We start from the raw sequence: 13664 nt of genomic DNA, 5'->3' as shown, positions 1-13664 counted from the left end.
TCTCTGTCTATGGCTCTGTCTATGGGTCTGACTGAGTCTGTGGCTGAGTCTCATGCGCGCGGACTCTAGCCACCGCAGATGGACGTCAGGCCAAGATCCAGAGATCTTTACTCGGCGGCCGTTCCGCCGTCCACGGGCGCGACGTCAAGGGCGGTGGCACCCCGCGGTTGAGGCGCCTGCTTCAGGGCGGCCTCCCGGGAGTACGCGCGGAGGTAGCCGACGACGGTGTTCGTCACGGCGACCAGCGGCACGGCCACCACAGCGCCCCCGATCCCGGCCACCAGACCACCCGCCGCCACGGACAGCACGACGGCCAGCGGATGCACCCGCACGGCACGCCCGAGAATGAACGGCTGCAGGATGTGGCCCTCGATCTGCTGCACGGCAAGCACCACGGCAAGCGTCATCACCGCGGTGAACACGCCCTGCGTGACCAGCGCGACGACCACCGCGAGGGCGCCCGAGATCACCGCACCCACGAGCGGGATGAACGCGAACAGGAAGATGAAGACGGCGAGCGGCACCGCCATCGGCACCCCGAGGAAGTAGATCCCGAGCCCGATGAAGATCGCGTCGATCAGCGCGACTATCACCGTGCCGCGCACATAGGCGGTCAAGGTGCGCCACGCACGCGGCCCCGCCCCGGCGATCCCCGGCCGGGCAGGCGCCGGCACCAGCTTGAGGACCCACTGCCAGATCCGCTTCCCGTCGTACAGCAGGAAGAGCGTCGAGAACATCGTGAGCAGGATGCCGGTCATGGCCTCCACGATCACGGTGACGCCTTCGAGTCCCGCCGACGTCAGCTCCTCCGTGTTCGCCCCGACCGCCTCGCGCAGCGTCTTGGCGATGTCGTTGATCTGGTCCTCGGTGACGTGGAAGGGGCTGTTGAGCAGCCAGTTGCGCAGATCGTCGATGCCGTCCTGGACCTGGGTGGACAGGTTGTCCGCATTCTCCATGACCTGCCAGACCACGAACCAGCCGACGAGCCCCATGACGACGAAGCCGAGTACGGCGGTGAGCACGGTCGCCAAGCTCCTCGGCAGCCCGAGCCGCCTGAGCCGGGCCACGGTCGGCTGCAACATGGCGGTGATGAGCAGCGCCGCGATGAAGGCGAAGACGACCAGCTGCACGGCGCTGATGACCTGCATCAACACCCAGAGCGTGCCCGCGAGTACGAGGAGACGCCAGCCGGCCTCGGCCGCGACCCGCATCCCCCACGGCACCGCCGCGACGGGGTCGGGCCTTGCCGCTATGGCCGGCGCGTAGGCGGGCGGTGCGGGCACCACCGGTTCCGGTGCGGCCCCGGCCGCCTCGACCGCGGCCGCATCCCCCTCGGCGGCGGCGGCCTCATCGGCGGCCGACCGCCGTGCGGGCTTGGCCTTCTCCGATGCGTCGGCGTCCGGTTCCGAGCCCTCGTCCGGACCGGAATTCCCGTCCATCCGCTCGCCCATCCGAGACAGTCCGGCACCGAGCCGGCCGAGCCACCCTGGCACTCGCGACATGATCCGTCCTCTTCCCCCGTCTTTCCCCACCACTCCCCCCTGGAAGTTGTCGGACTGACCGTACACGGCTGAGACCCCCCACCGAAGGACGGTGAGGGGTCTCCAAAAGGTTGAGCGGTACGCGGCTCAGTACCAGTTGTTCGCCTGCCAGAAATCCCAGGCTCCGCACGGGCTGCCGTAGCGGTCGTTCATGTAGTTCAGACCCCACTTGATCTGCGTGGCGGGGTTCGTCTGCCAGTCGGCTCCGGCCGAGGCCATCTTGGATCCTGGCAGCGCCTGGACGAGGCCGTACGCACCCGAAGAGGGGTTGCTGGCCTGGTAGTTCCAGGTGGACTCGTGGTCGACTATGTTGCTGAAGCACTGGAACTGGTCCCCGGGGACCATCTGCCGTGCCATCGCCTGGACTTCCGCGACGGAGTACGAGGACTTCTTCGCGAAGTCGCCGGCGTCACGCGTGGAGGAACGGCTGGCCTTGGTCTCGGCCGCCTCCTCGCGCTCCTTCTTCTCGGCAGCCTTCTCGGCGGCCTCCGCTTCCTCGGCGGCCTTCTGCTTCGCGATCGCCGACTCGGCGGCCTGCTTGCGCGCCGCTTCCGCCGCGGACTTCTTCGCGGCCGTGTCGGCAGCGGAGGCCTGTGCGTCGGCCTGCTGCGTCAGGGACGCGGTCTGTACCTGGGCCTGCTGGCCCGCGGGTATGTCTGCGAGGAGTGTCGCGTCGCTCGCCGTCGCCTCGAAGTCGTTGTCGTTCGAGGCGCCCTGGGTGCTGCCCGAGGCGACACCGACGACAGCGCCGACAGTGGTGACCGCGGTGGCGGATGCCACGGCGAATCCCCGGACCGAAATCCGGCTCACACGGTTTCCTTCCAGCATCGCCCGCATAGGTGACCTCGCGGACGCAATCGTGCCCCTGGCGCTGGCCTCCGCTTGGTACTCGGTCACGGGAGGCACGGGCCCGGTGGACAACTCCCGTTACGGGAGCGCCGCGTGGTGCTTCGGGCGGCATGCGACGGCCACTATGAAGTTCTGCTGTTCCTGAGTTGCGGTACCGCTGGGGGTACAGGTGTGTCGCATGCGGGGCCTGACAGGACCCAGACTCTGCCGCAGCCGGATGCCGCAAGGCAATTCTCCGTTGCGTGTGAAAGCTCACACCTCGTTTGCCCCTGGAGTTTTCAGGAAAGTGGCACGCGCCAAGACGCCGCCCGGCTAGGCTCCTTCGCTTCGCCGGGCGGCGCCAACTACCGCGTAACCACCGTGAACTGGTTCAGATCTGACCGTCCTCCAGCATTTCGGTCACGAGCGCCGCGATCTGCGAGCGCTCGGAGCGGGTGAGTGTCACGTGGGCGAAGAGCGGATGGCCCTTCAGCTTCTCGACGACGGCGACGACCCCGTCATACCGACCGACGCGCAGGTTGTCGCGCTGGGCGACATCGTGCGTAAGGACGACACGGGAATTCGCGCCGATACGCGACAGAACGGTCAAAAGAACGTTCCGCTCCAGGGATTGGGCCTCGTCGACGATCACGAACGCGTCGTGCAGCGAGCGTCCCCGGATGTGCGTGAGCGGAAGCACCTCGAGCATGCCGCGCGCGGTCACCTCCTCGATGACCTCCTTGCCCGCCACCGACCCCAGCGTGTCGAAGACGGCCTGCGCCCAGGGCCCCATCTTCTCGGCCTCGGTGCCGGGCAGATAGCCGAGCTCCTGCCCGCCCACCGCGTACAACGGCCGGAAGACCATCACCTTCTGGTGCTGCCTGCGCTCCAGGACGGCTTCAAGACCCGCGCACAGCGCGAGCGCCGACTTGCCGGTGCCCGCGCGGCCGCCCATCGAGACGATCCCGACCTCCGGATCGAGGAGCAGATCGAGCGCGACCCGCTGTTCCGCGCTCCTCCCCTTGATGCCGAAGGCCTCACGATCGCCGCGTACGAGACGGACGTTGCCCTCGGCCGTGACCCGGCCGAGCGCCTTGCCCTTCTCGGACTGGATGGTGAGGCCCGTGTGCACGGGCAGGTCGGCCGCCTCGGGAACGTACAGATGGTCTTCCTCGAAGAGGAGGTCCACCTGATCGCCGGGGAGGGTCAGTTCGGACATTCCGGTCCAGCCGGAGTCCGTGATGGCGAGCTCGGCGCGGTACTCCTCGGCGAGGAGACCGACCGATGACGCCTTGATCCTCAGCGGCAGGTCCTTGGAGACGACCGTGACGTCGTACCCCTCTGCCTGGAGATTGCGCGCTACGGCGAGAATCCGTGAGTCGTTGTCCCCCAACCGGTAGCCGGCCGGAAGCACGCCGGGATCGGAGTGGTTGAGCTCGACGCGCAGCGAGCCGCCCAGGTCGCCGATCGGGATCGGCGCGTCCAGGCGTCCGTGCCGGATGCGGAAGTCGTCGAGCAGGCGCAGCGCCTGCCGGGCGAAGTATCCGAGCTCCGGATGGTGCCGCTTGGCCTCGAGCTCCGTCACCACGACGACGGGCAGCACTACTTCGTGCTCGTCGAAGCGGATCAGGGCTTTCGGGTCCGCGAGCAGAACACTGGTGTCGAGAACATAGGTGCGCCTGTCGGGCATGCGGCGCTTTGTGCTGGTCACCACGGAAGGACGTACCCCCTCGGATGAGGTCGGGGAGCGACGGGAAGGATGCCGGGAGAATCCGGACCGGCTCTCGTGACCGCAGTGCGCGGGCCGAGCTCCGGCCCTCCACTTCGCCCGTACTCACCGCACGGTCGTCCTGGTGCAAAGGGCCTCCCGGGCGGACGGCCCCATGCCGCCCGCTGAGATACGACATCCGTGATTCGGATGTCGACCTGGAAGGCTTATTCCCTCGAACAAGCGCAGCCATGCCATGGCATATGACGGCGCGTCCGTGAACTCTGGGTTACTCACGCCTCACCGACATGAGCACCCTTACGGGGTGTCAGCCGCCGAAACGCCGGTGGCGGGCCGCGTAGTCACGCAGCGCGCGCAGGAAGTCGACCTTGCGGAAGGCGGGCCAGAAGACTTCGCAGAAGTAGTACTCGGAGTGAGCGGTCTGCCAGAGCATGAAGCCGGACAGACGCTGTTCACCGCTCGTACGGATCACCAGGTCCGGGTCCGGCTGGGCCCTGGTGTAGAGGTGCTTGCCGATGAGGTCGACGTCGACCTTCTCGGCCACCTCGTCGAGCGACTGCCCCTTGTCGGCGGCGTCGAGCAGCATCGAGCGGACGGCGTCGGCGATCTCCTGGCGGCCGCCGTAGCCGATCGCGACGTTGACCACTATCCCGTCGACGTGGGCCGTGGCCTCCTCCGCCTCCTTCAGGACGTTGCGCATGCCCGACGGCAGGATGTCGGTGGCGCCGACGTGCTGGACGCGCCAGCGGCCGTCGCTGCTAAGCGAGCGGACCGTGTCCTCGATGATGCCGAGGAGCGGGCCCAGTTCGTCCTGGGGGCGGTCGAAGTTATCCGTCGAGAGCAGCCACAGCGTGACGACCTTGACGTCCGTCTCGCTGCACCAGCCGAGGAACTCCTCGATCTTGTCCGCGCCTGCCTGGTGGCCCTGGGCGGTGGTGGATCCGGCAGCCTTGGCCCAGCGCCGGTTGCCATCCATGATGACCCCGATGTGATTGGGCACCTGGGCATGGTCCAGGTGGCCTTCCACCCGGCGTGCGTACAGCCTTACCAGCAGGCCGCGCAGCCTGTCCCGCAGGTTCACGGTTGTTTCAGCCCCTCCATGCAGATGGCAGTCCCCGAAGGCGAAAGCCTACCGCCGTGCGGGCGGGCCTCCGCCCTCGGGTGGGCCCGCACTGAAGTAGCTTCGTACCCATGAACGACACGTCTCTGTATCGCGCGGCAGCGGACCGTTACGACACGATGGAGTACCGGCGAACGGGCCACAGCGGCCTGAAGCTCCCGGCGATCTCCCTCGGCCTCTGGCACAACTTCGGCGACGACAAGTCCCTGGAGAGCCAGCGCGCCATCCTGCGCCGCGCCTTCGACCTGGGCGTCACGCACTTCGACCTGGCGAACAACTACGGCCCGCCTGCCGGTTCGGCGGAGCTCAACTTCGGCAAGATCTTCGCGCAGGATTTCGCTGCATACCGCGACGAACTGGTCATCTCGACCAAGGCGGGCTACCTCATGCACCCGGGCCCGTACGGCGAGTGGGGTTCGCGGAAGTACCTGATGTCGTCCCTCGACGCGTCGCTCAAGCGGATGGGTCTGGACTACGTCGACATCTTCTACTCGCACCGCTTCGACCCGGACACCCCCCTCGAAGAGACGATGGGCGCGCTCGCGTCCGCCGTCCAGCAGGGCAAGGCGCTGTACGTGGGCGTCTCCTCGTACAACAGCGAGCAGACCGCCGAAGCGGCGCGGCTGCTGCGGGAGATGGGCGTGCCCGCGCTCATCCATCAGCCCTCGTACTCGATGATCAACCGCTGGACCGAGGACGACGCACTGCTCGACACGCTCGAGGACGCGGGCATGGGCTGCATCTCCTTCGTGCCGCTCGCCCAGGGCCTGCTCACGAACAAGTACCTGAAGGGCATCCCGGAGGGTTCGCGCGCCACGCAGGGCAAGTCCCTCGACCCGGACCTCCTGAGCGACGAGGTCGTACGCCGCCTCAATGGCCTGAATGACATCGCGGCCCGCCGCGACCAGTCGCTCGCGCAACTGGCGCTGAACTGGGTCCTGCGCGACGAGCGGATGACCTCCGCGCTCATCGGCGCCTCCAGCGTGAAGCAGCTGGAGGAGAACGTGGCGGCGCTGGCGGGGCCGAAGCTGACGGACTCGGAGCTCGCCGAGATCGATACGTTCGCGGTGTCCACGCCCGGCACCAATATCTGGGCCGGGCGGGGTTAGTCGCTCCGCGGGGAACCGGGGATCTGCAGTACACGGCTGCGGGCTCGTCGTGGCTGGTCGCGCAGTTCCCCGCGCCCCTTCGGGGCTCTTACGCGCGCGGGCGCTTGAACCAGGCGCCCGCGGCTCCCTGCGAGAGCAGGACGATGACGGCAATGGCCGCGGCCAGGGCGAGCAGCGCACCCCCGCCGCCACGGGACACGGTGCCGAGCGCCACGAGGATCTCCACGCTCATCAGGACGATGCAGGTGACGCGTGCGCCGTTGCCCGCGGTCCCGAATTGGAACGCGAAGCCGGCGGAGACGAAGAAGAAGATGTACGCGAAGGTCACGGCGCCCGCCAACTCCGCTCCACCGAGAGCGCCGGCGGCGACGATGGCGACCACGCCGAGCCCGCCGAGCACCCAGAGCACGATCTGTGCGGCACGCACGACCCCCGGCATGGTCTGCGGGTGCGGCGCGAATCCGTAACCGGGCTCCTGCGGACCGGTGTACGCGGGCAGTCCCGTTTGGGGGTTGACGTGGGGGTTGGGGTACCGGCCGCCCTGCGGGCCCTGCTGGGGTGGGGGGAACTGGTTCGACATGTCCCTGACCATATCCGGCGGCATTCGCTCCATGATCCGGTGGCCCACTGCCCGGACACTGTCCGGGCACAAAAAATCGGGCCGGTCCGTGGGGGGGAGACGGACCGGCCCGAGGGGGGGTTTCCACCATAACCCTTCGTAAGGGATGGCGCGCGCTTTGGCGCGAGACAACTACTCTCCGAGACCGTCCGGCGACTGCGCGACGACCGCGCACCCCTGTTCCACCACCGGATTTCGGCCCCCTGGGCAGAATTTCGGCCGCCGGCGGCCTTAGCCCGTTGGGGGGACGGGACGCGGGGCGCCCGCTTGACGCGGCGGGCAATGAGGGCGCGCGGAGCCGCGCAGCCCCCTCCACCGCGCGGCACCGCACACGTGGCTTTGCTCACGCGAATTCGCCTTGGTCTGAACTTACGTGATGCTCGTGGCCGGATCGAGCCAGTCCGGATAACGATGCGGAATCAACACACCCTGTTTCGGCATCACTTGCTTAACGATCGGCGTGCGAGGCAACCTCCGGGGCACTTCTGTCGTCCGCCCTCAGGCGACCTTGTCGTCGCCCTTGCCCTGCCGGTTGGCCACCAGGACCTTCATGTGCTCGTCGCCCCACGTCCACGGCGGCGTCGAGCCCGCAGGCGTACACCGACTTGGTCTCCTTATTGCCCTCCGCGCCGGTCCTCGGCATGGTGCCGTGGGCGTACGGCTCGACGGCACGACCCGGCAGGACGTGCGCGACGCGCTGTGGGGCGAAGCTCCGAGCCTGGTCAAGACGTTCGGGCCGCGGGGCACGATCCACCTCCTGCCGACCGCCGAACTCCCCCTCTGGACGGCCGCGTTGCCCGCCGTGCCCGGGGGTCCTGGCTCTGCCACACCGGAGGCGCGCATGACGCCCGAGCAGACGGAGGAGGTCATCGCGGCGATCGGTGCGGCGCTTGACGGGGCCTCGCTGACCATCGACGAGCTGAGCGACGAGGTGGTGGCGCGGACCGGCCCCTGGGCGGGCGACCTGGTGATGCCCGCGTTCCAGGGCATGTGGCCGCGCTGGCGGCAGGTCCTGCACAAGGCGGGCCAGCGCGGCGCGCTGTGCTTCGCACCGAACCGCGGCCGCAAGGTGACGTACACCCGCCCACCGCACGTCGAGTCACCCCTGGACGCGGAGACGGCGTCGGCCCGTCTGGTGCGGCGTTTCCTGCACGCGTACGGTCCGGCTACGCCGCGCGAGTTCGCCAAGTGGCTTGCGGGACCGCCGGGTTGGGCATCAGGGCTGTTCGCCTCGCTCGCATCCGCCGGGGAGATCGAGGCGGTCGACATGGACGGTGAGCCCGAGTCGTACGTGGTGGCGGGCGACACCGCCTTCCCGGAGGAGCCGGTGCGGGGCGTGCGGCTCCTCCCCTACTTCGACGCGTACGTCATCGCTTCCCATCCCCGCGCCCGCCTCTTCCCGGGCCGGGCCTACGAGCGTGCGCTGGCGGGTGGCCAGGCAGGCAACTTCCCCGTGCTCCTGGTGGACGGAGTCGTGGCGGGCGTCTGGCACCAGCGCCGCTCGGGCCACGGGACGACGGTCACGGTCGAGCCGCTTGGCCGCTTGAGCGCGGGGCAGGAGCGGGGACTTGCGGGGCAGGTGGAGCGGGTGGGTGAAGTTCTGGAGGCGCGGGCGGAGTTGGTGGTGGGGGAGGTGACGGTGGGGCCGCACGCCTAGCCCGCCTGGCCCATGAACCTGGGGACTCCGGGTCAGCGCTTGCGGGCGTCGAAGAGGTGCCGGGTGCTGTGGGCGACGAACGGGCCCTTCGCCTCGATCTGCTCGTGCAGCTCCCGCAGCCGCGGCCGGTACTTGTCCACGGTGAAGTCCGGCACCATCCACACGACCTTGCGCAGGAAGTGCACGACGGCACCGATGTCGTAGAACTCGATGCGCAGCCGCTCGGCCCGCAGGGACACGATGTCGAGGCCTGCGGCTTCCGCATCGGCGCGCTCCAGGTCGGGGTGGCGGCCGTTCCTCGATTCCTCCGGCTGCGGCCCGAGGAAGTACTCCACGACCTCGAAGACGCTGGCGGGCCCCACGTGCTGGGCGAAGTACGTCCCGCCGGGCCGCAGCACCCGCGCGATCTCGGCGAAGTTCGCCTTCACCGGGTGCCGGCTGGTGACGAGGTCGAACGCCTCGTCCGCGAACGGCAGCGGCGCGTCCGCCGGAGAGGCGACGACGACCGCTCCGCGCGGGTGCAGCAGCGCGGTGGCCTTGGCTACGTTCGGCGGCCACGCCTCCGTGGCGACGGCGCAGGGCGGAAGGACGGGTGCGGAGGCGAGGACCTCGCCTCCGCCGGTGTCGAGGTCGAGCGAGGCGGAGGCGTGCCGCAGCCGCTCGCCCATGGCATGGGCGTACCCCCAGGAGGGCCGTTCCTCGGTGGCCCGCCCCTCGAACCAGGAGAAGTCCCAGCCTTCGGTGGGGGCGGCCTCGGCCTCGGCCACAAGGTCATCGAAGCTGCTCATGGCCCGATCCTCGCACCCTGCGGGGCACCGCTCACCTGGATTTCTCCCCCGGCCCACTGACCAGGGATTTATCTCACGTATAGGCAACAAGAGGCACAATCGGTGCATCGGCGCAGTTCGTCGCGCTGCGCGTAGCGAAGCGCGTGCGTTGTGGAGGAGCCATGGCACAGACCCGATTCGCTCCCGACCGCGGGCTGACCTCGCGCATGGTCACGACGATGTTCTTCATCGGTCTGCTGTACGTCGTGGTCGTCGGCGTCCTGGTGGTGCTGCTTCAGGGCGCCTGGGTGGTGATCACGATCATCGCGGGTGGCCTCTTCATCGCGCAGTTCTGGTACAGCGACCGGATCGCCGCGTTCAGCATGGGGGCGCGCGAAGTGACACCGGAGCAGGCCCCCGAGCTGCACGGTGCCGTCGACCGGCTGTGCGCACTGGCGGACATGCCCAAGCCGCGGGTGGCGATCGCCGAGTCGGACATACCGAACGCCTTCGCGACCGGCCGTAACCGGAAGAACTCGATGGTGTGCGCCACGACAGGGATGCTGCGCCGTCTCGAGCCGGAGGAGCTGGAGGGTGTGCTCGCCCATGAGCTCTCGCATGTCGCGCACCGTGATGTCGCGGTGATGACCATCGCGTCGTTCCTGGGCGTGCTGGCGGGAATCATCACCCGGGTCGCCCTCTGGAGCGGCGTCGGACGCAACAACCGGGATCAGAACGCGGCCATAGCCGTGCTGATCGTCACCGCCGTCAGCGCCGTCGTCTACGCCCTCAGCTTCCTGCTGACCCGTCTCCTTTCCCGTTACCGGGAACTGTCCGCCGACCGTGCCGCCGCGCTGCTGACCGGCCGCCCGTCGGCCCTGGCGTCCGCGCTGACGAAGATCACCGGGCAGATGGCTCGGATACCGACCCGCGATCTGCGCAAGGCGGAGCCGTTCAACGCCTTCTACTTCGTCCCGGCGTTCCACAAGGAAAGCTTCAGCCGCCTGCTGTCCACCCACCCGACGCTGGAGCAGCGGCTCGACCAGCTGGGCCGTATCTCCGCACAGTTGGGACGGTCGTGAGCATGGGTTTCCTCGACGCCATCCTCGGCCGCAGCAAGCCGGTACGCCCCGATCTCGACCAGCTCTTCGCGCTGCCGTCCGCCGCCGTCACCCTGCAGGCCGCGGCCGGTTTCGCACCCACCGGAGTGGGGTCGGTATGTTTCGCCAGCGTGGAGGGCGGGGCGTTCTCGCGGATCCAGGAGGAAGCGCGGGCGCTGCTCGACGGCCCGGTGGAGTTCAGCCAGGACGCGTACGGCTACACATGGCTGGTCGTGCGGCATGCCACGGAGGACGTCGCGGGCCTGGTCAATGACCTGCACGCGGTCAATACGTCCTTGGCGGAGGCCGGTTTCGGACCACAGCTGCTGTGCTCGCTGATCGGATTCCGCGATGAGCAGGACCGGTCCCTGGCGCTGGTCTACCTCTACAAGCGCGGCACCTTCTACCCGTTCGTACCGCGGCCGGGCAGGGGTGAGAAGCGCGACAACCCGGTCGAATTGCAGGTGCGGGCGATGCTCGGGGACGATCTGACGATCGAGCGTGATCTGGCGCGGTGGTTCCCGGTGTGGGGGGCTCCGGGGCTCTGAGGCCGGCCAACTGCCGCTTATCCGGGCTTAATTAGGACACGCCTAGGGTTCGATCATGACCACAGAGAGTCGGCCGAGTCAGCCGTCGGAATCCGTCACCTTCATCAACGTCTTCGAGATCGCCGCCGAGGACGTCGACGCCTTCGCCGAGAATTGGGAGCAGCGGGCCGCGATCATGAGCAAGAAGCCCGGCTTCATCGATACGAAGCTGCATCGGGCCCGCGCCGCGGAGGGGCGGTTCCAGCTCGTGAACGTGGCCCACTGGGAGAGCCAGGAGGCCTGGGAGGCGGCCACCGCCGACCCCGGGTTCGCCTCGCGGACGGATGCCGCGCGGGAGTCCAAGGTGACTCCGGCTACGCCGAATACGGGGCTGTACGACGTCGTCGTGCAGTTCCCCTAGCGGTGGCGGGGCGTCGCGTCCGCTAGGAACCGGACGCCTTGCCGTACTCCCGGGCGCCCTGCCTGGGCAGGACCGCCCACATCCGGGTGCCTCCCCCCGGCTCCCTCGCATCCCCGAAGCCCCAGTCACCCCCGCAGGCGCGGACCACACAGGCGAGGACGCGGAGCGCCGCGCGGCGGCGGGCGTCGCAGGCCGCCGCCAGGCGTGGGTTCGTATGGCGCGGATGCCCGTCGTAGAGGATCACCCGCAGGGCACTGTCGCGGTAGCGGAGGCTGACGTACACCTCTGCGGCGGGCGTGAACCTGCATGCGCAGGCGGCGAGTTCACCGAGGGCCTGGATGGCGGCATCCGTGACGTCGCCCAGGCCATGGGCCTGGAGGATGACGCGGGCCGCGCGCCGCGCCACCGCCGGGCTGGCGAGGCTTGCGGGGAGCGTGAGGCTGTAGGCGAGGCCTTCCGCGGAGGGCGGTAGGGGTGTGGGGCTTGCGTGCTCTTGTACGGCGAGGTGGTCGGGGCAGGTTGTCGCTGTCGCGGCTGCGGGCATGACTGACTCCCTTTGACTGCGGTTGAGTTGATGACCGCACGACCGGTGGCCTGTCTCCCTGACGCGACCTGCCCCTCCCAGGGGAGGAGTTTTTGGGCAGGGCCGCGTGATGCGCTTCCGACTGCGTCGTGCGTAAGCGGTGCATTACTCACCGTAGGGGAGGCGGTGGTACGTTGCCACCCTCTTGCCGCTATTACCACTCGTTGGTGGACCGGCGCCCTGCACGAGAGGCAGACTGATGCCCATGCCACCCAGGACTGCACCGACCCAGCGTCAAAAGCGACTTGGGGCTGAGCTGCGCAAGATACGGCTGGCAGCCGAGGTGACCACCGAGTACGCCGCCGGGCTCCTCGGGCTCGATCGCAACAAGGTCTCCAACATCGAGTCCGGGGTACGCACCATCACGCCCGAACGTCTGAGGACACTGGCGTGCAACTACGCGTGCAGGGACGAGGCCTACGTTGACGCGCTGGCCGAGCTGGCAGGCGACCGCACGCGCGGATGGTGGGAGGTGTACAGGGGGCAACTCCCGGCCGCGCTACTGGACATCGCCGAGCTGGAGTGGCACTCCAAACGGCTGCGCGCAGGCCTGGCCGTGCACGTACCAGGGCTACTTCAGAGCGACGCCTACGCACGCACCCTCTTCAGGGCGGCGCTGCCACCCCTGTCGCAAAGCGAGGTGGAGCTACGCGTGGCCCTCCGGCTGCAGCGCCAACAGGTGTTGCACCGCGAGAACCCAATCTCGTACACCGGATACGTCCACGAGGCCGCCCTGCGGATCGAATTCGGCGGACCGAAGGTCATGCGAGCACAACTGGAGCACCTCAACGAACTGTCCGAGCAGGACAACATCGACGTACGCGTCATCACGTTCAAGGCCGGGGCCTTTCCCGGGGCCGGACAGTCAGTGATCTACGCCGAGGGAGTAGTGCCCCAGCTGGACACCGTGGAACTCGACTCCGCGCATGGCCCCGAGTTCGCCCATGGCCAAGCCCAACTCGACAAGTACCGATCCCACTTGGACTGGATGGAGGGCGCCGCACTCACGCCCACCGAGTCACGCGACTTCATCCACAGCATCGCCCGCCACCTCTGAGGAAGGTCACCATGGCTGACATCACCTGGGAAGACCCCTACTGCGCCGAAGGCGCCAACTGCTTCCGCATAGGAACCGACGGCGAAGGCAACGCCTACATCGCCGTGGCCGGCCAGGAGGACCGCTACCTTGCCGATAGCGAGGAGGCCCTCCGTACTCTCATCCGCGAGATCAAGGCGGGCAAGGCGGATCACCTGCTCTAGCAGGGGCTTTGCTGGCCCGGCGTCGAGTTGGCGCCGGGGCCGCCCGCTGTTACGAGGTTGGCGGTTCCGGGCCGGCCATCAAGGGCGCTCCTTCGTCGCGTCGGCTGCGCCGATTCCGCTTCGCTCCACCCTTGACACCCGCCCCTCCACCGCGGGTGGACGTCGATCGGGCGGCCCAGAAGCGGGGCTCACGGGGACTGCCGGGAGGTCCATCCGGCTTGTCTGCCGGGTGCGGACTGGTTCGTTTCAGCGTGCCCCGCTGGACGGGTGCGCGGCCGGTCCGGGGATCGGTACCGCTCTCGTCAAGCGTCTGCCGACCGGATCTTCCGGGGTGGCCATCTCTTCTTGGGTGGGAGGGGGGGTGGGGGGGCACCATGTGGGCAGGAGGGTGGTGGGCCCCCGG

At 68.7% G+C, this 13664-nt stretch carries 14 protein-coding genes; 7 read left to right on the top strand and 7 right to left on the bottom strand.

Annotated features, from left to right (window positions below; genetic code table 11):
* Nucleotides 1-107 precede the first annotated feature (107 nt).
* The 4 genes from AB0O76_RS42625 to AB0O76_RS42610 all read right to left on the bottom strand — a co-directional run bounded on the left by AB0O76_RS42625 (nt 108) and on the right by AB0O76_RS42610 (nt 5179).
* The gene (locus tag AB0O76_RS42625) at nt 108-1502 is read right to left on the bottom strand and encodes an AI-2E family transporter (protein ID WP_365502937.1); all 1395 of its coding nucleotides are present in this window, start codon (nt 1500-1502) and stop codon (nt 108-110) included.
* Nucleotides 1503-1628: 126 nt separating this feature from the next.
* Nucleotides 1629-2369 carry a lytic transglycosylase domain-containing protein gene (locus tag AB0O76_RS42620; protein WP_365502934.1) on the bottom strand — a complete coding sequence of 247 codons (741 nt, stop codon included), beginning with the start codon at nt 2367-2369 and terminating at the stop codon, nt 1629-1631.
* A 391-nt stretch (nt 2370-2760) separates the two neighbouring features.
* Nucleotides 2761-4083: a PhoH family protein gene (locus AB0O76_RS42615; protein WP_365502931.1), complete on the bottom strand. Its 1323-nt coding sequence runs from the start codon at nt 4081-4083 to the stop codon at nt 2761-2763.
* A gap of 322 nt (nt 4084-4405) precedes the next feature.
* Entirely contained in the window at nt 4406-5179 is a 774-nt protein-coding gene (locus AB0O76_RS42610; RefSeq protein ID WP_365502928.1) for an isoprenyl transferase, read from the bottom strand.
* A 110-nt stretch (nt 5180-5289) separates the two neighbouring features.
* On the opposite strand from AB0O76_RS42610, the gene mgrA reads away from it, so the two are divergent.
* Nucleotides 5290-6327, top strand: coding sequence for an L-glyceraldehyde 3-phosphate reductase (gene mgrA / locus AB0O76_RS42605; RefSeq protein ID WP_365502925.1), 1038 nt, complete (start codon nt 5290-5292; stop codon nt 6325-6327).
* 88 nt (nt 6328-6415) lie between these two features.
* Here the strand turns inward: mgrA and AB0O76_RS42600 are convergent, their stop codons facing one another.
* Nucleotides 6416-6907 (bottom strand): hypothetical protein, encoded by a 492-nt coding sequence (locus AB0O76_RS42600; RefSeq protein WP_365502922.1) that lies wholly within the window; start codon nt 6905-6907, stop codon nt 6416-6418.
* A 589-nt stretch (nt 6908-7496) separates the two neighbouring features.
* On the opposite strand from AB0O76_RS42600, the gene AB0O76_RS42595 reads away from it, so the two are divergent.
* Nucleotides 7497-8603, top strand: coding sequence for a winged helix DNA-binding domain-containing protein (locus AB0O76_RS42595; RefSeq protein ID WP_365502919.1), 1107 nt, complete (start codon nt 7497-7499; stop codon nt 8601-8603).
* Between the two features lie 32 nt (nt 8604-8635).
* On the opposite strand, the gene AB0O76_RS42590 is transcribed toward AB0O76_RS42595, so the two are convergent.
* The gene (locus AB0O76_RS42590; RefSeq protein ID WP_365502916.1) at nt 8636-9391 is read right to left on the bottom strand and encodes a class I SAM-dependent methyltransferase; all 756 of its coding nucleotides are present in this window, start codon (nt 9389-9391) and stop codon (nt 8636-8638) included.
* A gap of 161 nt (nt 9392-9552) precedes the next feature.
* On the opposite strand from AB0O76_RS42590, the gene htpX reads away from it, so the two are divergent.
* The 3 genes from htpX to AB0O76_RS42575 are packed head-to-tail and all read left to right on the top strand — an operon-like array spanning nt 9553 to nt 11418.
* Nucleotides 9553-10452 carry a zinc metalloprotease HtpX gene (htpX, locus tag AB0O76_RS42585; protein ID WP_365502913.1) on the top strand — a complete coding sequence of 300 codons (900 nt, stop codon included), beginning with the start codon at nt 9553-9555 and terminating at the stop codon, nt 10450-10452.
* A gap of 2 nt (nt 10453-10454) precedes the next feature.
* Nucleotides 10455-11018, top strand: coding sequence for a hypothetical protein (locus tag AB0O76_RS42580; protein WP_365502910.1), 564 nt, complete (start codon nt 10455-10457; stop codon nt 11016-11018).
* 55 nt (nt 11019-11073) lie between these two features.
* Nucleotides 11074-11418: an antibiotic biosynthesis monooxygenase family protein gene (locus AB0O76_RS42575; RefSeq protein ID WP_365502907.1), complete on the top strand. Its 345-nt coding sequence runs from the start codon at nt 11074-11076 to the stop codon at nt 11416-11418.
* 22 nt (nt 11419-11440) lie between these two features.
* On the opposite strand, the gene AB0O76_RS42570 is transcribed toward AB0O76_RS42575, so the two are convergent.
* The gene (locus AB0O76_RS42570; protein ID WP_365502904.1) at nt 11441-11962 is read right to left on the bottom strand and encodes an ATP-binding protein; all 522 of its coding nucleotides are present in this window, start codon (nt 11960-11962) and stop codon (nt 11441-11443) included.
* Nucleotides 11963-12206: 244 nt separating this feature from the next.
* Between AB0O76_RS42570 and AB0O76_RS42565 the strand changes: the two genes are divergently transcribed.
* Nucleotides 12207-13058, top strand: a complete 852-nt coding sequence (locus AB0O76_RS42565) for a helix-turn-helix transcriptional regulator (protein ID WP_365502901.1) — start codon at nt 12207-12209, stop codon at nt 13056-13058.
* Between the two features lie 11 nt (nt 13059-13069).
* A complete protein-coding gene (locus tag AB0O76_RS42560; protein WP_361811281.1) occupies nt 13070-13261 on the top strand; it encodes a hypothetical protein in 192 nt (63 codons plus the stop codon).
* The last annotated feature ends 403 nt before the right edge of the window (nt 13262-13664 follow it).

It is taken from the genome of Streptomyces sp. NPDC086554 (genome assembly GCF_040686095.1).
In the GTDB taxonomy this organism is placed as follows: domain Bacteria; phylum Actinomycetota; class Actinomycetes; order Streptomycetales; family Streptomycetaceae; genus Streptomyces.
This window is presented reverse-complemented; position numbering and strand designations above follow the sequence as displayed.

What these genes read in the sequence shown, in the direction of transcription:
- AB0O76_RS42625 (WP_365502937.1), bottom strand. Translation starts at nt 1,502, where the DNA reads ATGTCGCGAGTGCCAGGGTGGCTCGGCCGGCTCGGTGCCGGACTGTCT.
- AB0O76_RS42620 (WP_365502934.1), bottom strand. Translation starts at nt 2,369, where the DNA reads ATGCTGGAAGGAAACCGTGTGAGCCGGATTTCGGTCCGGGGATTCGCC.
- mgrA (WP_365502925.1), top strand. Translation starts at nt 5,290, where the DNA reads ATGAACGACACGTCTCTGTATCGCGCGGCAGCGGACCGTTACGACACG.
- AB0O76_RS42600 (WP_365502922.1), bottom strand. Translation starts at nt 6,907, where the DNA reads ATGTCGAACCAGTTCCCCCCACCCCAGCAGGGCCCGCAGGGCGGCCGG.
- AB0O76_RS42595 (WP_365502919.1), top strand. Translation starts at nt 7,497, where the DNA reads ATGTGCTCGTCGCCCCACGTCCACGGCGGCGTCGAGCCCGCAGGCGTA.
- AB0O76_RS42590 (WP_365502916.1), bottom strand. Translation starts at nt 9,391, where the DNA reads ATGAGCAGCTTCGATGACCTTGTGGCCGAGGCCGAGGCCGCCCCCACC.
- htpX (WP_365502913.1), top strand. Translation starts at nt 9,553, where the DNA reads ATGGCACAGACCCGATTCGCTCCCGACCGCGGGCTGACCTCGCGCATG.
- AB0O76_RS42580 (WP_365502910.1), top strand. Translation starts at nt 10,455, where the DNA reads ATGGGTTTCCTCGACGCCATCCTCGGCCGCAGCAAGCCGGTACGCCCC.
- AB0O76_RS42575 (WP_365502907.1), top strand. Translation starts at nt 11,074, where the DNA reads ATGACCACAGAGAGTCGGCCGAGTCAGCCGTCGGAATCCGTCACCTTC.
- AB0O76_RS42570 (WP_365502904.1), bottom strand. Translation starts at nt 11,962, where the DNA reads ATGCCCGCAGCCGCGACAGCGACAACCTGCCCCGACCACCTCGCCGTA.
- AB0O76_RS42565 (WP_365502901.1), top strand. Translation starts at nt 12,207, where the DNA reads ATGCCACCCAGGACTGCACCGACCCAGCGTCAAAAGCGACTTGGGGCT.
- AB0O76_RS42560 (WP_361811281.1), top strand. Translation starts at nt 13,070, where the DNA reads ATGGCTGACATCACCTGGGAAGACCCCTACTGCGCCGAAGGCGCCAAC.